Here is a 17,845-nt window from a genome sequence, read left to right on the forward strand (position 1 = left end):
CGGGTTGAAGGCGGCTCGGTTGGCTGGGCCGGCCGGGGTGGCGATGCTCGTGCCGTCCCAGGCCACCAGCAGCAACTCGCCCAGGTGGGACCAAGGGGCGCGGCCCGCTGTCAGGGGCGAGGCCACCCGCTGCAGCAGCTGCGCGAACACCACGCTGCCCAACCGCGCACGTAGCTTTGACAAGGCGGTGGAGGAGGGGATGCGCCAGCCTGCCGTCCGTAGCCGGTCGGCCAGTCCGGCCACCATCTGCCCGGCCACATCGATCGAGTTCAGGTGCGAAAACAGGCATAACGCCAGCACGAAGTACACCCCGAACCGGGCTGGCAGCGCCCGTGTCCGCGCCTTCTTGCCATGCGTGGGCCGCCAGCCGGCGAGTACTTCATCGACCAGGTCGGGCGGCAGGAACCGAGTCAGTACGCCCAGCCCGACGTGATCCAAGATCTTGCTGTGACTGGATCTTCTCAGTAGCGATATGGCAGCATCAGCGGGCAACGAGGCTCCTTGCCAGGCCAACGATCTTCAGCAATCGTCAGTCCTAGCAGGAGCCTCGCCACATCTCACACCATCGCCATCGACCGGCTCCATATCGTGATCACCTGATCCGTTGCAGACCCAAGATGCCCTTAAGTTCCTGGCATTGAAGCCGGCCGCCACCCGCCGCACGTGGCTGAGGGCCTCCAGGAGAACGGCCGCTGACCGGCGCGGGGCGGGGCGCCGTTACGTGCGCCTCGTGGGCCGTCCGGGTGGTCCCCGGTGACCTGTGGACGTTCGCGCGCGGCCGGTGGCACCCGATTGCTCCACGGCCATCGGGCACCACGACCACCGCCACATGATCGACCCGTGGGGAGCGGGATAGCCTGGGGCGGTGGCGGAGATTCGGGTGGGGCTGGTTGGTTATGGGACCGCTGGGGCGTACTTTCACGCTCCCCTCATCCGGGCCACGCCGGGCTTGACGCTGGCCGCGGTCGTGACCAGGGACCCGGTGCGGCGGGACGAGGTGGCCGCGACCTACGGCGCCGTGGCCGTGTCCGAGGTGCCGGAGTTGTGGGACCTGTGCGATCTCGTGGTGGTCGCCTCGCCCAACCGGACGCATGTGAGCATCGCGGCCGCGGCCCTCAACCACGGCAAACCCGTCGTCGTGGACAAACCCCTGGCGCCGACCGCCGAGGAGGCCCGGGAGCTGGTGCGGCTGGCGGAGAAGCGCGGGCTCATGCTGACCGTCTACCAGAACCGCCGCTGGGACGGGGACTTCCGCACCCTGCGGCGGCTGGTGGCGGAGGGGCGGCTGGGTGAGGTGCTGCGCTTCGAGTCGCGGTTCGAACGCTGGCGGCCGGTGCCCAAGGGCGGCTGGCGGGAGACCGGGGGCGCGGCGGAGATCGGCGGGCTGCTCTACGACCTGGGCAGCCACCTCATCGACCAGGCCCTGCGACTGCTCGGGCCGGTGCGCGAGGTCTACTGCGAGAGCGACGTCAGGCGACCGGGGGTGGTCTCCGACGACGACACGTTCGTCGCGCTGACCCATGCCGGTGGCGCCCGGTCGCAGCTGTGGATGAGCTCGATGGCCGCCGCTCCCGGGCCGCGGTTCCGGGTGCTGGGGTCGGCGGGGGCGTACCTGAAGCACGGGATGGACGTGCAGGAGGAGCGGTTGCGGGCCGGGATGGCACCGGACGCGCCGGGGTTCGGCGACGAGCCGGAGGCGCGCTGGGGGGTGCTCGGCACGCCGGACGAACAGCACGCCGTGGTGACCGAGCCGGGGGCGTACCTGGACTTCTACCGGGGCGTGGCGGCGGCGCTGCGCGACGGCGGGCCACCGCCCGTGGACCCCGGGAGCGTGGTGGACGTGCTGGCCGTCATCGAGGCGGCCCGATTGTCGGCCACCCAGCGCGTCGTCGTCCACCTCGGGTGACAGGGGCGGGAGGCCACACCCGCCGCATCACTGTCAGTCGCGTAGGCGGGTGCGCAGGGCGGTCGTGTCGGCGTCTGTCCAGCCGTGCCGGGCCAGCCAGCCCATCGGGCCGCCGAAGCGGTCGTCGAGCACGCTCAGGAACTGCTCGATGTAACCGGCGCGCGGCATGTGGTCGTCCGTGGGCCGCGAGTCGAGGTCCACCCGGTAGGTGTCGCTCGCCCGCAACCGCTTGAGGATCAGCTCCAGCCGCTGCCCCGTGGCCGTGTAGTCCTCGACGATCGCCTCCCGGGTCGCGCCCGCCACCTCCAGCGCCAGCGCCGACAGCACCCCCGTGCGGTCCTTGCCCGCCGCGCAGTGCACCAGCGCCGCCCCGTCGGCCGACGCCATCGCGCGCAGCGCCGACACCACGGAGTCCGGCCGGTCGCGCAGGTAGCCGAAGTAGATGCCGGTCACCCGCAGTTCCTCGTCCAGCACACGCTCGGCCCAGGGCAGCACCCGGTCGGCGTCGATGCTGTCGGCCTCGACGTCGGTGTAGCGTCCGCCCTCGGCGAACAACGTCAGATGGTGATGCCGCACCTCGGGCACCCGGGTGAGCGGCCCCGGCCCCTCCAGCGCCACTTCCGCGTTGGAGCGCAGGTCCACCACGTGCCGCAATCCCAGGTCGGCCACCAGCAGGGACACATCGGCAGAGGTGAGCCCCTGCAGATTGTCGGCACGGAAGATCCTTCCGCGCCGGGTGCGTCCCCCGTCGCTGGTGGGGAGTCCTCCCAGGTCACGCGCGTTGACCGCGCCTTCCAGATCGATCCACCTCGTCAGCTCGTCCATTATCTCGACCCTATATGTCCGCCAAAGATGAGCGGATCCGAGGTTCATAACGCAGCATGAACGTATGGATCCACGAGCTCTGCCTCCCCGGCTGGTGATCGATCCATCGCTGCCCCCGGAGGTCGCCCTCGAGTTGCGGTCGAGCCCGCACATCCTCCGGATGGCTCGGTCAGGCGCTCGGGTGGACACCACCCACAATCCCACCCTGCTGTTCGCGCTGCCCGGTTTCCTGATGCTGGTCTCCGTGATGGCCGGCTTCACGGGCCTGTTCGCCGTGAGCCTGGGGTTCGGTCTGATCGTGTTGATGCGATGGATAGCGACGGACAGCACATATCGCTCGACGAGACGAAGACTGCGCCTGGCCCGGGAGCACGCGGCCCGCTATATCCTGCCCGAGGACCTGGACTACCCCTGCCAGATGCTCCTGCGCCGGGCTCAGAACGCCGTCGAGACGATCCTCAACTCCCGGGTCCACCGGGACGGGCTGATCGACACCATCGACAACCAGGTGACGCTGCCGGAGGAGGTCTGGCAGATCGGCCAGCGGCTGCGGCGGCTGTCCTCCATGCACGCCGAGCAGGGCCGGATCATCCCGCGTGAGCTGCCGCCCGGCATGGAGAACGCGTTCAAGCCGTACACCAAGGCGCTGGACGCCGCCTGGACGTCCCTGTCGCGGCGGGTGCGCCACCTGGAGTCGTACGCCAAGCAGGTGCTCAAGGCCGACAAGGTCTACCAGACGCACCGCAGGCTGGAGGCGCTGGCCGCCAAGACCCCGGAATACCAGCAGCTCATCGCCGACACCGTGCGGGACGAGCTGGCCCAGGAGCGCATCAGGGAGCTGGCCGACCAGGCGGCGCACGTGCGCAAGCTGTTCGAGGAGAGCATCCTGGAGGCCAGGCTGGCGGCGGGAGAGCTGATCAGGACGCCGCTGACCTAGTGTCCGGCCCGCTGGAGGAGCTCCAGGGTCCTGCGCATGCCTGCCTCGTTGCCCAGGCTGCGGTAGATCTCCCTGGCCTGCTCCAGCGGCTCCACGGCGGCCGTGCGCGCGCCCGCGTCCAGGTGGGCCTCGCCGAGATAGCGCAGGCTCCTGGCCATCCACCAGCGGTCCTCCAGCTCCTCGAACCCCTCGACCGCCCGGCGCAGCTCCGCCGCCGACTCCTCGGTCCGGCCCAACCTGGCCAGCGCCCGGCCGGCCGACACGGCGTTGCGGGCCACTCCCCACGAATCACCCAGCGCGACCAGGATGTCGTCGGCCCGCCGCACGTAGTCCAGCTCGCGCAGCCCGTTCTCCGGGTCGCCGACCTCTCCCGCGGCCCGCAGGCAGCGGGCCTCCTCCCACAGCTCGCCGCGCTGCTTGAACATCTCCGAGGCCCGGTCGAGGCTGAACCCGGCCCGGGTGAACAGGTTGGCGGCGCCCCGGTGGTCGCCCGCCCGGAGCTCGCCGCGTGCCTGCGCCGCCAGCACCTCCCCGTACACGCGCAGGGTCTGGGCCTCGGAGTAGCGGTTGCCGTCCCGCTTGAAGATCTCCAAGGCGTCCTCCAGCAGGTCCCTGGCCTCCTCGGGCCGGCGCTCGGCCATCCGCATCTCGGCCAGGTTGCGCTGGGTGCGGGCCATCCACCACAGGTCCTCCTCGCCCTTGAACGCGGTGATGGCCCCGATGAGGTAGTCCTGTGCCCGGTCGAGGTGGCCGTCGCTGAACAGCGTCATGCCGATCGTGCGCATGCAGCGGGCCGCCCACCACGACTCGCCCAGCTCGGTGAAGATCTCCAGCGCGCGTTCGGCCTCCTCCAGCGCCCGCTCCCGCAGCCCCAGGCCGCCGTGCACGGAGGCGCTGTCGAGCAGCGCGATGGCCAGCGCGCGCCGGTCGCCGGTACGCTCCGCCGCCGCGCGGCCGAGCTCGGCCACGGCCACCCAGTCGGCCCAGTACGCCCGCAGCGAGTGGCAGAGCGAGCAGAACGCCCTGGCCAGCCCCCACGTCAGCTCCCAGAGCCGGAGCTGCTCGGCCTGGTGGATCATGGCGATCAGCGAGAGCCGCTCGGCGTTGAGCCAGTCACCGGCCCTGACCTGCCCGTCGGCACTGGACTGGCGCCCGCCCCGGCTCCAGTCCTGCGGCCAGCGGTTCTGCGCCGCCTCCTCGGCGCGGCGGCGGTAGCCGTACAGGACCCGCTCGACGGCGGCGCGGCGGCGCTCGGCCTCGTCCTGCTCGGCCAGCTCCGCGGCGAAGACCCTGACCAGGTCGTGCAGCCGGTAGCGCATCGTACCGGTCTGGTCGGTGCCCGAGCACTCGGCGAGCTGGGCGTCGATAAGGGCTTCGAGCTGGTCTGAACCGTCGAGACCGGAGATGTCGAGCAGCTCGCCGGCCACCCAGCCGGGCACGTCGGGCGCGGTGAGCGAGCTGAGCAGGCGCAACAGGCGGCGCTGCATGCCGGTGCAGTCGTCGTAGCTGAGCTGTACGGAGGCGCGCACGCTCTTGTCGACCGTGGGCGCCACCTCCAGCTGGTCGAGACGGCGGCGCGTGTCGTTCAGCCGGCCGGCCATCTCGCGCATGGTCCACTGCTCGCGGGTGGCGAGCCGGCCGCCGCAGATGTTGATCGCCAGTGGCAGGTAGTCGCACAGCCGCACGACTTCCTTGGCCGATTCGAGGTCCTCGACGATCCTGGCCCCGCCGGCCAGCCTGGCCAGCAGCTCGACGCCGTGCGCCTCGCTGAACACGCCCAGCCGCGTGTCGTGGGTGCCGTCCAGGAACAGCGGCGCCCGCGAGGTGACCAGGACGGCGCAGCCCGGCTCGGCCGGGATCAGCGGTTTGACCTGGGCGGCGTCATGGGCGTTGTCCAGGCCGATGAGGATCTTGCGGCCCTTGGTCCAGGTCAGCCAGAGCTTGCGTAACTCGTCCAAGCCGCCGGGGTCGGTGGTCAGGCGCACGTCCAGCGCCCGCAGGAACCCCATCAGCACCTCGTCGGGGCTCACCGGGGCATCGACGCCGCCGCGCAGGTCGGCGTAGAGCCTGCCGTCGGGATACCACGCGGCGACCTCCTGCCCGAACCTGGTCATCAGCGCCGACTTACCGACGCCGCCGCGGCCGTACACGGAGACGACGAGCGGCGGTGAGAGGTCGGAGGCGCCGCGGCGCTCGGAGAAGACGGCACGCAGGTCGGCGAGGGATTCGGCGCGGCCGGTGAAGTGCTCGGGGACGGGCGGCCACTGGGCGGGCGCGAGCGAGCCGGAGGCGGTCAGCGCCGGGCGTCTGGCGCGCGAGTCGGTGGTGGCCCAGGTGGTCAGTCCGACCAGGACGGCCGCTCCGAAGGTCACGCCGACCTTGGCCGCCGGAGGGATCTCCCACTCCATGGAGGCCGTCAGCACGCTCGCGGCCGCGGCCGCCAGGCCCGCGGAGAAGGGCGCGGCCCACGTCAGCTTTCTACGTATTTTTCGCCGTTTGTCCGGTAGATCCCCTGGCAACGAACACCCCTTTCGGGGGTGATTCAAGCCGATGGGGCACGGCTTGCGCCAGCCGTACCCCATCGTTTGTCTAAAGACCGATCACATGACAGGTGGCGGTCATCGTCTTGCCCGGGTCACTCTCCGACGTGGCGGTGAGCTTGACCCTGGCCAGCCTGTCACCGCCGGAGGCGCGCACCGCGTTCACGGTGACGACCTCCTGCTTGCCGAACGCGACGGAGGCCAGGGCGTTCGGCAGCTGGGCGGTCCAGCCCTTGCCCTGCACCTCGGCCTTGAGGCGGTAGACGTCGGAGTTGAGGTAGGCGCTGACGTCCTCGGGGTGCTGACCCTGCGCCGGGGCCGCCTTACCGGTGTTGAACAGCGGGAACTTGCAGGTGGACAGGTTCTTGCCGGAGGGGACGCCGGCCCCGGGCAGCACCTTGACGCCGCGCTTCTGCGGGCCCGAGCCGTCGAGCGAGCGGATGGCGACGGTGTAGGACAGGGTCCCGTCGCGGTCCCGCTCGAGGTCGGTGACATAGAAGTGCAGGCGGTTGGCCTCGTCCGTGAACTCGTACTCGCTGCCGGAGTCGGTGCCGGCGTGGAAGAGAGCGTCGGAGAGCTGCCGGTAGTCGCCGATCGTGATCGGCACCTCGGTCCCGTCAGGCATGACGTAGTCGGTCATGTTGATGTCCTGCGGGTTGGCGTCGATCACCCACTCGAACGGGGCCCGGTCCTGGTTCTTGGTCTTGGCCAGCAGGACGCCGGAGTCGGGGGTGAAGGAGTCGGCCCCTACCCGGTCCACGACCTCGACCGTGTAGTTCTCGTAACCGCCACCGTCGCAGAGCGGCTGCTGGTTCGGGTTGCAGGCGGGGCTCTTGTCGCCGGTGTCGAAGGAGATGTTGACGCCGGAGAGCTCGTTAGCGCCCGGTTGCACCGCGCGGGCCTTGACCCTGGCGGTGACCAGGCCGGACTCGTCGAGCGCCTCACGGGACAGGCGCAGGACGTTCTGCTCGTCGACCATCTCCAGTTTGATCTTGTTGCGCAGCATGTGCTGCGCGCCCATGGACGCGCCCGCGGTGGGCGGGATGAGCCAGCGCGAGTGCGGGCCGCCTGGCCCGTTGAAGCTGCCGCGGCTGAGCATCTCCCAGATGCCGGTGTACGCCCGGCGCGGGGGTATCCCGTAAGGGTTGTTGTAGTTGTCGGCGATGCCCATGATGTGGCTCAGCTCGTGGGCGTAGGTGGCCATGCCCGAGCTCTCGGCCTGGACCGAGTCGACGCCGAAGCGGGCGTTGGGCCAGAAGGTGGAGCCGGCCTGCCACGAGGTCCAGTCGACGTAGCGGGTGTCCACCCAGTTGGGCAGCGCGGCGTCGCTCTCCGGGCCCCACTCGTCCGGCACGTCCTCCTTGGTGGGGAACTTCATCATGCCGAACTCCTGCCAGGTCGCCGACTCGTCCTGGCCCGCGGTCAGGTAGAAGACGAAGTCGAACTGGTCGGCCACCTCCTGGCCGACGTCGGCGATCCAGGCGGCGTTGCCGTCGGTACGCAGGTTCTTGTTGCACGAGTCGCCGGCCGGGCAGCCGGTGCCGCTCTGGAACTCCATGGCGTACTCGTGGTCCTTGCCGGACAACGTGTAGGGACCGAAACCGGTCAGCTCCACGCCGTACCTGCCGCCCGAGTCCTCCATCCAGTACTCGTGGATGGTGTGACCCCGGTTGAGGTCGTTCGGGGTGTTGAGGAAGTCCTGGTAGAACTTCGCGACCTGGTCACGCGGGACGTCGTGGGCCTCGGCGCTCGGGTTGCCGAAGACCGTCGAACCCTTGGGCTGGGTGACCACGAACGGCTGGTTCGGGTAGTCCACCAGCACGAGCGCGCCCTTGAAGGTGCGGCTCGACCCCTTCACCGAAGGGTCGTTCCACTTGGTGCCGGGTGGGCGCTTGTAGTCCGCCCACGTCATGTGGTCGGGATTCTCCCAGTTCTGCGGGTCGATGGGCTTGATGCCGCCCGGCGGGCGGCTGCGCAGGGTCTGGGCGTCGGCGGGTGCGTCGAGCTGCCAGGGCTGCGTCTGCGGCCAGTGGTTCTGCCGCCACGGGTACTCGGGATCATCGGGGGGTGCTGCGGAAGCAGGGGTCGCCATCAGGCTCACCGGGATCAGCACGATGGCCGCCAGCAAACCCTTGAGCAGCTTCTTCGGGGCTATCACGGATTGACGGTATAGACCTTGTTGACGGAGATCACCGATCAGTTGTAGGGAAGAGGGATACCAGCCCTTCCGACAATTGATGAAATATCCACGTAAAGGTGTGTTTGTGGCGGATCTCCAGCGGATCGTTGACGAGCTCGCCGCCCGTCTCGGCCGTCCCCTCCTGCTTGAGGACCGCGTGCAGCGGGTCGTGGCCTACAGCGAGCAGCACGGCGCCATGGACGACATCCGCCGGGACTCGATCCTGCGCCGGCAGACCACGCCCGAGGTACGCCAGTGGATACGCGCGGCGGGGGTGCACGACTCCCCCGGCCCGTTACGCACCCCGGGCGCGCCGCACCTGGGCCTGCTGCCCCGCGTCTGCCTCCCGGTACGGCACGCCGACGGGCTGCTCGGCTTCCTGTGGTTCATCGACGCGGAGCCGGCCATGTCCGACCAGGAGATCGCCGAGGCGTCGGCCGCCATGCCCGCCCTGGCCCTGGCCCTGTTCCACGAGAGCCTGGCCGTCGGGCTCGCCTCGCATCGGGAGCTGGAGGCGGTCAACGGGCTGCTGCTCGGTGAGCGGGACGCGGCCAGGCAGCTCATCGAGGCGGGCGCGTACCCGCAGGCGCAGCCGGTCACCGTACAGGTGGCCAGGCCCCGTACCGCCCAGCCGGACGACGCGCTCAGGCTGGCCCTGGAGCAGGGCCTGCTCGCGGTACGGCGGCGGCTGAGCGGGCACCACCCGCTGCACCTGGTCCGCTACGACCACGCCGTGCTGCTCACCGCCGGGCCGCCGGTCTCGGCCGACGAGGTGCACGCGGCCATGCCGGTGCCGGTGGTGGTCGGGATCGGGCGCACGCGGCCGGAGCTGGCCCAGGCGGCCGACTCCTACCGGGAGGCCCGGCACGCGGCGGAGGTGACCGCGCGGGTGCCGGGGCTCGGGCGGACCTCCGAGTGGGCGCGGCTGGGCGTCTACCGGATGCTCACCCAGTTACCCGAACAGGAGCTGCATCCGGGGCTCGAAGGGCTGCTGGACGACGCCCAGTACCTGCCGCTGCTGGAGACGCTGGAGACCTATCTGGACCTGGCGGGCAGCGCGGTCGCCACGTCGCGGGCGCTGCGGTTGCACCGTACGTCGCTGTACTACCGGTTGCAGCGGGTGGAGGAGCTCGCGCGTACCGATCTGAAAGACGGCGGGGAACGGCTGGCGCTGCATCTCAGCCTCAAGCTGGCCCGACTCTCAGGGCGCTACTTACCGAGAGATTCACATACTTCGTCCTGATTGCGTTAGCTATCCCCGCTCACGTTTAATGCCGGAAAGGGTAGATCCGACGGGAGTTCCTATGCCGCCTGGGAAGCGAGCCGGCTCTGCTCTGGGCAGGCGGGTGTCCGCGCCCGTCGTGATCCATTCCGCGCCGCTCGTGTTGCCCGTCTGCGCGGATCCGGTGCGCGACGGCGCCGTGGTGACCAGGGACGACCGGGTGCTCAAGGTCGGCGGCCGGGCTCAGGCGCTCTCCTCGTACCCCGCCGCGCACGAGGTGCGGTGGCCGGGGATGATCGTGGCGGGGCTGGTCGACGCGCGTTCCGGCGCCGCGCCCGCCGCTCCCGGGGTGACCTCGCGGGCCGGGGTGATCTCGGGCCTGGCCGATCAGGGCGGGCGGCACCGCATCGCGTACGTCGAGGTGACCAGCGCGAGCGAGGAGGAGTGGGAGGAGACCGGGCGGGACGCGGTGATCACGGCGATCCGCGAGGTCGACCGGCCGTTCGCGGTGGGGATCGCGGCGCACACCCGGGACCCGCAGGTGCTGGAGGACGTGGCGGTGCTGGCCAGGACGTTCGGGCTGCGGCTGCTGGTCGATCTGGACCGGCTCTCCCCCGCGACGCTGGACGAGGCCGGGGTGCTCGGGCCGCTCTGCCATGTGGCGTGCGCCCGGCCGCTGGATCCGGGCGAGCGCAAGCTGCTCAGGCTGCGCGACACCGTGGTGGCGCTCTGCCCGCCCGAGGGGTTCCCCGCCTCCGAGGTGCCGGCCCTGCTCGACGAGGGCAACCTGCTGGCCCTCGGCACCGGCGCGACCGGGAAGGGCAGCCCGCTGGGGGTGGCAGGGGCGATCCGGCGCGGCGCCCGCGCGCTCGGGCTGCGGCCCCGGGGGCTGGACCGCAGGCTGGTGGAGGCCGCCACGCTGGGCGGCGCCCGGGCACTGGGCATGGACCGGGGGCAGGGCCGGATCGGGTCGCTGGCTCCCGGCGCCCGCGCCGACTTCGCCGTCTTCGACGCCCGCGGCCGCTACCCGTACGGGGCCCTGCTGGCCGGGCCGCCCTGCCTGGGCACGGTGGTGGGCGGCACGATCATCGGAACCGACGGCGCCGGAGCCGGGGGCGCACTCGCGGAAGCCGCGGGCATGATCACCGGAACTGGGCGTCCACTTGGGCCAGCAGCCCTCTGAGCTGCTCGCGCTCGGCCTCGGCGAGGACCGCGAACAACTCCTCGCCCGCCTGCCGGCGCGCGTCCCGCGCACGGCCGGAGAGCTCGCGCCCCCGCGGCGTGATCACGACCAGCGTGGAGCGGCGGTTGGCCGGATCCACCTCCCTGCGCGCCAGCCCGGCCGCCTCCAGCGCGTCCACGACGGGCGTGAGCGAGCGCGGCACGATCCGCAACTCGTCGGCGAGGCGCACCATGCGCAGCGGCCCCTCGGCGTCGGCGAGCACCCGCAGCGCCCGCGCCTGACCGGGATTGAGCCCGAGCGGGACCAGCCGGGCCACGTAACCGTGCCGCAGCCGCCTGCCGACCAGGTGCAAGAGCTCGGCGAGCTCCTTGTCTGCCATGCCCGAAAGTTTAGCCTGAGCAAATATGAGTTAACCTCTGTTATGGGACGCCTGAAAGGAGCCGCCCACTTGGAGGAGGAACCACGCGCGCCGCTCGGGCGCATCGTCAAACTGTTCCGTGCCTACCGCGGCCGCCTGGCCCTGGTGGGCTCACTCATCCTGCTCTCATCGCTGGTGTCGCTGGCCTCGCCGTTCCTGCTGCGCGAGGTGCTGGACGTGGCCATCCCGGCCAGGGACGCCACGCTGCTCGCGCTGCTCTCCCTCGGCATGATCGCGGTGGCGGTCACGACCAGCGTGTTCGACGTGCTGCAGACACTGATCTCCACCACCGTGGGCCAGCGGGTGATGCACGACCTGCGCGTCACGGTCTACAACCACCTGCAGCGCATGTCGGTGGCGTTCTTCACCCGTACGCGCACCGGTGAGGTGCAGTCGCGCATCGCCAATGACATCGGCGGCATGCAGGCCGTCGTCACCTCGACCGCCACCTCCCTGATCTCGAACCTCACCTCCGTCATCGCCTCCGTCGTCGCCATGGCCGCGCTCGACTGGCGGCTGACGCTGATCTCCCTCGCGATGCTGCCGGTGTTCGTGTGGATCAGCCGCAAGGTCGGCGAGGAGCGCAAGCGCATCACGGCCGAGCGGCAGCGCAAGCTGGCCAAGATCGCCTCGATGGTCCAGGAGTCGCTGTCGATCAGCGGCATCCTGCTGGGGCGCACCATGGGCCGCTCCACCGAGCTGACCGAGCGCTTCGGCCGGGCCTCGGACGAGCTGGCCGAGCTGGGCGTGCGGACGAGCATGGCCGGGCGCTGGCGGCAGTCCTCGATCCAGATCGTCATGGCGGCGATGCCCGCGCTGGTCTACTGGGCCGTCGGCTATACCGGGGCCATCTCGGTCGGGACCCTGGTGGCGTTCACGACGTTGCAGGTCGGGCTGTTCAGGCCGGCGGTGTCGCTGCTGCGGCTGGGGGTCGAGGTGCAGAGTTCGCTGGCGCTGTTCGGGCGCATCTTCGAATATCTCGACCTGCCGGTGGACATCCACCCGGGCACGCGGGAGCTGGCGGACGTACGCGGGGAGGTCCGCTTCGAGCACGTCGACTTCTCCTACGGCGAGACCCCCACGCTCACCGACGTGGACATCACCGTGCCGGCGGGGGCCAGCCTGGCGGTGGTGGGCGAGACGGGCTCGGGCAAGACCACGCTCAGCTACCTGCCGCCCCGGCTCTACGACGTCACGGGCGGGCGGGTGACGATCGACGGGGTGGACGTACGGGAGCTGACGTTCGAGTCGCTGAGCGACGCGGTCGGGGTGGTCTCGCAGGAGACGTACCTGTTCCACGCCTCGATCGCCGACAACCTGCGCTTCGCCAAGCCCTCGGCCACGGACGAGGAGCTGGTGGAGGCGGCGACGGCGGCGCGCATCCACGACCACATCGCGGCGCTGCCCGACGGTTACGACACGCTGGTGGGCGAGCGCGGCTACCGGTTCTCCGGCGGCGAGAAGCAGCGCCTGGCCATCGCCCGCACCCTGCTACGGGACCCGCCGGTGCTGATCCTGGACGAGGCCACCAGCGCCCTGGACACGCAGACGGAGCGGGCCGTGCAGGAGGCGCTCGACGCGCTGGCGCGCGGGCGTACCACGATCACGATCGCGCACCGCCTGTCCACGGTCCGCGACGCCGACGAGATCGTCGTGCTCGACGGGGGGCGGGTGGTCGAGCGGGGCACCCATGACGAGCTGATGGCCCGCCGGGGCCACTACGCGGCGCTGGTCAGCCGGGACCAGCCTCTCGAACTGGTCTGACGCCCCATCGGACGGCCCGCGCATGGGCCCGGCTTACCTGAAAGTTACATCTGCCTTACCTCATTTGCCTGGACTCACTGCTGTAGTTAACCTATAACTGTAGTTGCAAGTTAGCTACAGGCGATGGACCAACAAGGGAGTCCGGAAATGCTGTTGACCTCGATCGACCCGTTCTTCCAGGAGTTCGAGCGCCAGTTCAACCGTCTGGCCCGCCAGACCGTCGACAGCGGCTCCGCTGTCATGCCGATGGACGGGCTGCGCCGCGACGACGACGTGCTCCTGCGCTTCGACCTCCCCGGCATCGACCCCTCCTCCATCGAGGTGACGGTCGACCGCGGCGTCCTCACCGTCAGCGCCCGCCGCGAGGAGGAGATCCAGGACAACGAGCGGCTGTTCGTCCGCGAGCGCTCCATGGGCACCTTCACCCGGCGCGTCTACCTGTCCGAGCACCTCGACGCCGACCAGATCGACGCCAGCTACGCCAACGGCGTGCTCGCCGTCCGCATCCCGGTGCTGGAGCGGGCCAAGCCGCGCAAGGTGGAGATCCGGCGGGGCGAGACCAAGGCCATCAAGGCCTGACGTACGGTGCGGGGACGAGTGCCGTCCCCGCCTGACGTACGGTGCGGTGGGGCGGCGCCGCCGCCCCCTGCGCCGCCCTCGACCGACCAAGGAGCCCCCGATGTCCCACCTGCCCTTCGACGACGAGCACGCACCGCTCTACTCCCTGGGACAGGTGGCGGAGATGCTGCAGGTCCAGCAGGCCTTCCTGCGACGGCTCGACCAGTACGCCGTCATCACCCCGAGCCGTTCGAGCGGCGGCCAGCGGCGCTACTCCCGGCACGACATCCTGATCGTGCAGCACGTCACGCGCATGACGGAGGAAGGCATGACGCTCATCGCCATCCGCCGCATTCTCGAACTGGAGCAGGAGGTCGCCGAGCTGCGCGAGAAGCTGAAGGACGCCTACGCGCGGCTCCGCGACCTGGAATGAACCTGTGGTGATGAGCCCCGCCGGCGAGCGGCCTCTCGGCCAGGGCAGATCATCCGAAATACCTAAAAGGCAGGTCAGGTTACAGGATTCCGGTCCGCTCCCTGGGTAGGGGGCGCGTATGACCGAAAAACCTCCGGACCGGCACGGGCTGAGTGACGAGCAGGAGATCGAGGTCGAGGAGTGGACCGACGATCTCGGCCTTCATCACGAGGTCGAAGCCGACGACCCCCAGCACAGGGACACGCTCGACGAGCGGCTGCGCCGCGAGGCCAGGGACCGGCTGCACGAGCCCCGGCCCAAGCACCGGCTGACCCAGCCGGACGAAGGGCTGGCGCCGGACCTGGACGACGAGGAGATCGGCGTGGACTGGGGCGACGACGACGGCAACGACCTCTCGGCGGAGGAGCGGGCCGTACGCATCGATCCCGAATGAGAACCTCAGGTAAGCCGCCGCAGAGCGGGCAGCACGGCATGGAGGTCGTCGACGATCGCGTCGGCGGCCTCGGCCTGCGGGCGCTCGGCGTGCAGGTAGCCCCAGGGGCCGCGGCGGATCAGGGCGGTGCGCATGCCCGCCCGGGCGGCGGGCAGCACGTCGTTGTCGAGCCGGTCGCCGACGTAGAGGATCTCGCCGGGCTCCCGGCCGGCGACCGCGGCGACCTTGGCGAAGAAGCCGGCCTCCGGCTTGGCGACGCCCCACCCCTCGGAGGTGTGCACGGAGTCGACCGGCAGGTCCATCGCGACCAGCGCGTCGTAGGCCCGCCTGGGCTGGTTGCCGGCGATGATCACCTCGTGTCCGGCGGCGCGCAGGGCCGCCAGGGCGTCGCGCACGTCCGGGTAGAGGTCGTCGGCGTCGAAGTGGTTGCGCAGGCCGCCGGGGTCGTCGCGTTCCCAGGCGGCCTCCTCCACGGCCAGGTCGAAGCCGGGGCGTACGAGCTCGAAGGCGTCGCCGTGCGGCCGGTCCAGCGCCGCCATGCCGCCGAGCGCGCCCATCAGCACGAACCTGCCCACCCCGAGCCGGTCGGCCCAGCGGGACCAGATGCGCTCCTCGTTGATCAGCGTCTCCCCGACGTCGAACACCACGGCCTTGACCATCGATCCCCCTACTCGAACCTGTTTCGACCTATTTGTCTGGGCAGCAGCTGAGAGGCCCGACAAATTACTTCAAGGGGGATTTTTCCATGCCAGACCGCGATGCGAAGGACCGGCAGCTCGACGGCAGCCGGGTGCCCTCGGACAAGCTCAACATGACCACGGACCAGGGTATCCGGGTCGACGACACCGACAACTCCTTGCGGGCCGGCACTCGTGGTCCCACGATCATGGAGGACTTCCACTTCCGGGAGAAGCTCACCCGCTTCGACCACGAGCGCATCCCCGAGCGGGTGGTGCACGCCCGGGGCGCCGGCGCGTACGGGGTCTTCCAGCTCTACGAGCCCCTCGGCGACCTGACCTCGGCCGCCTTCCTGAACGACACGTCCACGCCGACCCCGACCTTCGTGCGCTTCTCCACCGTGGCCGGGTCGCGCGGCTCCGCCGACACCGTGCGTGACGTGCGCGGGTTCGCCACCAAGTTCTACACCACACAGGGCAACTTCGACCTGGTCGGCAACAACTTCCCGGTGTTCTTCATCCAGGACGGCATCAAGTTCCCCGACTTCGTGCACGCGGTCAAGCCCGAGCCGCACAACGAGATCCCGCAGGCGCAGTCGGCGCACGACACCTTCTGGGACTTCGTACAGCTCCAGCCCGAGTCGCTGCACATGATCATGTGGCTGATGTCCGACCGGGCCATCCCGCGCAGCTACCGGATGATGCAGGGGTTCGGGGTGCACACGTTCCGGCTGGTGAACGCCTCGGGGCAGGGGACGTTCGTCAAGTGGCACTGGCGGCCGGTGCTGGGGACGTACTCGCTGGTGTGGGACGAGGTGCTGCGCATCCAGGGCAACGACCCCGACTACAACCGCCGCGACCTGTGGGAGGCGATCGAGCGCGGCGCCTACCCCGAGTACGAGCTGTGCGTGCAGCTCGTGCCCGAGTCCCGGGAGCACGACTTCGACTTCGACCTGCTCGACGCCACGAAGATCATCCCCGAGGAGCTGGTGCCGCTGCGGCCGATCGGCAGGATGACGCTCAACCGCAACCCGCAGAACTTCTTCGCCGAGACCGAGCAGGTGGCCTTCCACACCGCCAACGTCGTGCCGGGCATCGACTTCACCAACGACCCGCTGCTGCAGGCCAGGAACTTCTCCTACCTCGACACCCAGCTGCTGCGCCTGGCGGGGCCCAATTTCCCGCAGATCCCCATCAACCGCCCCATCAACGAGGTACGCAACGACCAGCGCGACGGCTTCCACCAGCACCTGATCCACGAGTCGCGTACCAGCTACGCCCCGAACTCCATCAGCGGCGGCTGCCCGGCGGCCATGGACGGCTACCGGCACTACCAGGAGAAGGTGGAAGGCCACAAGATCCGGATGCGCAGCCCCAGCTTCGAGGACCACTACAGCCAGGCCACCCTGTTCTGGAACAGCATGTCCAACTGGGAGAAGCAGCACATCGTGGCCGCGTTCCTGTTCGAGCTGGGGCATGTGGAGCGCAAACCCATCAAGGAGGGCGTGGTCCGGCACCTCGGCCAGATCCACCCGGACCTGGCCACGCAGGTCGCCGAGGGCCTCGGCCTGCCCGCCCCGGCCATGGCACAGGTGCACGCCGGGACCTCGCCCGCGCTCAGCATGACCGACCAGCCGCAGAGCGTCGCCACCCGCAAGATCGCCATCCTCATGGCCGACGGCACGGACGCCGCCGAGGTGACCGCCCTGCGCGAGACGCTGGAGGGCCGCGGCGCCATCTGTGAGGTGATCGCCCCCGCCGAGGGCACCGTCGGCGGCATCCGGGTGGACCGGCAGCTCGGCGCGGCCAGTTCGGTCCTCTACGACGCGGTGGTGGCCGCCGACGGCCAGGCGCTGGCGCCGCTGGGGCGGGCGCAGTTCTTCGTCAAGGAGGCCTTCAAGCACGGCAAGGCCATCGGCGCGGTGGGCACGGGACGGGAGCTCATCGAGGCCGCTCGCCTGCCCAACTTCGTCGGGGTGGTGATGGGGGACGGCATCGCGGAGAAGTTCGCCACGGCGGTGGCGGGCCACCGCTTCCACGAACGCGACGTGGCCGCCGTCCCAGCCTGAGCTCCTTCCCTCTGTACGGAGGGCAACCGATCGAGGTCGCGACCGCTCGCGGAAGGTGGAATACTTAGCGTGCTTGTTCGAATACGGAGAGGAAGCACGAGTGACCACCACCGCGGGCCGTCGCCCCCCGCGCACGGCGAGAGATCTCTGGGAGTCGCTCGTCGACCTGGACCTCTTCCGCGTCCAGGTGCTTGACGGCCGCCTCATCGCCCATCGCAACGACCCGCCCGAGCACGCCTTCCGCGTGGCGGCGCTGGCAGGGGCGCTGTTCCAGTCGTGCTTCGCGCGAGGCTGGCAAGTCGCCACGAACAGCGCTGCCGTGTGCATGGCGGGCACGCGCGATCCGGTGGTGCCCGACCTCGTGCTGTCCCCCGCCGACTGCCCGCTGTGGCGCGGGACCGAGTTGCTGTCGTCGGGCGTCGTCCTGCTGGCCGAGGTGGTCTCCGACCAGACCGCGCACGACGACCGGGAGGTGAAACCGCATGTCTACGCCCGCGGCGGGGTGCCGGTCTACCTCCTGATCGACCCGCTGGACGACCCGCCGAGCGTCACCGTGTTCAGCGGCAGCGGCGGCGCCTACCAGTCCGTGACGCGCGTCCTCATGGGCGAGCCGATCCGGTTACCGCAGCCGATCGACCTGGAGCTCGACACCTCCCTCTTCAACGAGCTTCGCCGTGCTGGGAAGGCGGCCCATTGATGTG

At 70.4% G+C, this 17,845-nt stretch carries 16 protein-coding genes; 10 read left to right on the forward strand and 6 right to left on the reverse strand.

The window, feature by feature from the left end:
• Positions 1 to 438 (reverse strand): transposase domain-containing protein (locus BLS95_RS51170; RefSeq protein ID WP_218136421.1); only part of this gene is annotated, 438 nt, incomplete at its 3' end.
• A 427-nt stretch (positions 439 to 865) separates the two neighbouring features.
• Here BLS95_RS51170 and BLS95_RS51175 point away from each other — a divergent pair.
• Complete coding sequence (locus BLS95_RS51175; RefSeq protein WP_090946909.1) at positions 866 to 1,906, forward strand: Gfo/Idh/MocA family protein; 1,041 nt, start codon at positions 866 to 868, stop codon at positions 1,904 to 1,906.
• A gap of 33 nt (positions 1,907 to 1,939) precedes the next feature.
• On the opposite strand, the gene BLS95_RS51180 is transcribed toward BLS95_RS51175, so the two are convergent.
• Entirely contained in the window at positions 1,940 to 2,731 is a 792-nt protein-coding gene (locus BLS95_RS51180) for a tyrosine-protein phosphatase (protein ID WP_090946910.1), read from the reverse strand.
• Positions 2,732 to 2,795: 64 nt separating this feature from the next.
• Here BLS95_RS51180 and BLS95_RS51185 point away from each other — a divergent pair, with 64 nt between their 5' ends.
• On the forward strand, positions 2,796 to 3,668 hold the full coding sequence (locus BLS95_RS51185) for a hypothetical protein (RefSeq protein ID WP_143044267.1): 873 nt from the start codon (positions 2,796 to 2,798) through the stop codon (positions 3,666 to 3,668).
• On the opposite strand, the gene BLS95_RS51190 is transcribed toward BLS95_RS51185, so the two are convergent.
• Both BLS95_RS51190 and BLS95_RS51195 read right to left on the reverse strand, forming a co-directional pair.
• A complete protein-coding gene (locus tag BLS95_RS51190) occupies positions 3,665 to 6,187 on the reverse strand; it encodes an ATP-binding protein (RefSeq protein WP_176993864.1) in 2,523 nt (840 codons plus the stop codon). The two genes, BLS95_RS51185 and BLS95_RS51190, sit on opposite strands and share 4 nt — an antisense overlap.
• 70 nt (positions 6,188 to 6,257) lie before the next feature.
• On the reverse strand, positions 6,258 to 8,366 hold the full coding sequence (locus BLS95_RS51195) for a M6 family metalloprotease domain-containing protein (protein WP_245765784.1): 2,109 nt from the start codon (positions 8,364 to 8,366) through the stop codon (positions 6,258 to 6,260).
• 106 nt (positions 8,367 to 8,472) lie between these two features.
• Here BLS95_RS51195 and BLS95_RS51200 point away from each other — a divergent pair, with 106 nt between their 5' ends.
• Complete coding sequence (locus BLS95_RS51200) at positions 8,473 to 9,630, forward strand: PucR family transcriptional regulator (protein WP_176993865.1); 1,158 nt, start codon at positions 8,473 to 8,475, stop codon at positions 9,628 to 9,630.
• Between the two features lie 61 nt (positions 9,631 to 9,691).
• On the forward strand, positions 9,692 to 10,792 hold the full coding sequence (locus BLS95_RS51205; protein ID WP_176993866.1) for an amidohydrolase family protein: 1,101 nt from the start codon (positions 9,692 to 9,694) through the stop codon (positions 10,790 to 10,792).
• Here the strand turns inward: BLS95_RS51205 and BLS95_RS51210 are convergent.
• The gene (locus BLS95_RS51210) at positions 10,752 to 11,171 is read right to left on the reverse strand and encodes a MarR family winged helix-turn-helix transcriptional regulator (RefSeq protein WP_090946915.1); all 420 of its coding nucleotides are present in this window, start codon (positions 11,169 to 11,171) and stop codon (positions 10,752 to 10,754) included. The two genes, BLS95_RS51205 and BLS95_RS51210, sit on opposite strands and share 41 nt — an antisense overlap.
• 69 nt (positions 11,172 to 11,240) lie before the next feature.
• Between BLS95_RS51210 and BLS95_RS51215 the strand changes: the two genes are divergently transcribed.
• The 4 genes from BLS95_RS51215 (at position 11,241) to BLS95_RS51230 (ending at position 14,398) form a co-directional block, all read left to right on the forward strand.
• A complete protein-coding gene (locus BLS95_RS51215; RefSeq protein WP_245765785.1) occupies positions 11,241 to 12,974 on the forward strand; it encodes an ABC transporter ATP-binding protein in 1,734 nt (577 codons plus the stop codon).
• 147 nt (positions 12,975 to 13,121) lie between these two features.
• On the forward strand, positions 13,122 to 13,553 hold the full coding sequence (locus tag BLS95_RS51220) for an Hsp20/alpha crystallin family protein (protein ID WP_090946917.1): 432 nt from the start codon (positions 13,122 to 13,124) through the stop codon (positions 13,551 to 13,553).
• Between the two features lie 100 nt (positions 13,554 to 13,653).
• The gene (locus BLS95_RS51225; protein WP_090946918.1) at positions 13,654 to 13,965 is read left to right on the forward strand and encodes a MerR family transcriptional regulator; all 312 of its coding nucleotides are present in this window, start codon (positions 13,654 to 13,656) and stop codon (positions 13,963 to 13,965) included.
• A gap of 118 nt (positions 13,966 to 14,083) precedes the next feature.
• The gene (locus tag BLS95_RS51230; RefSeq protein ID WP_176993867.1) at positions 14,084 to 14,398 is read left to right on the forward strand and encodes a DUF5709 domain-containing protein; all 315 of its coding nucleotides are present in this window, start codon (positions 14,084 to 14,086) and stop codon (positions 14,396 to 14,398) included.
• A 5-nt stretch (positions 14,399 to 14,403) separates the two neighbouring features.
• On the opposite strand, the gene BLS95_RS51235 is transcribed toward BLS95_RS51230, so the two are convergent.
• On the reverse strand, positions 14,404 to 15,057 hold the full coding sequence (locus BLS95_RS51235) for an HAD family hydrolase (protein ID WP_090946919.1): 654 nt from the start codon (positions 15,055 to 15,057) through the stop codon (positions 14,404 to 14,406).
• An 86-nt stretch (positions 15,058 to 15,143) separates the two neighbouring features.
• Between BLS95_RS51235 and BLS95_RS51240 the strand changes: the two genes are divergently transcribed.
• Together BLS95_RS51240 and BLS95_RS51245 are read left to right on the forward strand one after the other, a co-directional pair.
• The gene (locus BLS95_RS51240) at positions 15,144 to 17,144 is read left to right on the forward strand and encodes a catalase (protein WP_090946920.1); all 2,001 of its coding nucleotides are present in this window, start codon (positions 15,144 to 15,146) and stop codon (positions 17,142 to 17,144) included.
• Positions 17,145 to 17,244: 100 nt separating this feature from the next.
• Complete coding sequence (locus BLS95_RS51245) at positions 17,245 to 17,841, forward strand: Uma2 family endonuclease (RefSeq protein WP_176993868.1); 597 nt, start codon at positions 17,245 to 17,247, stop codon at positions 17,839 to 17,841.
• Positions 17,842 to 17,845 lie beyond the last annotated feature (4 nt).

Source organism: Nonomuraea jiangxiensis (assembly GCF_900099965.1).
Taxonomy (GTDB): Bacteria; Actinomycetota; Actinomycetes; order Streptosporangiales; family Streptosporangiaceae; genus Nonomuraea; species Nonomuraea jiangxiensis.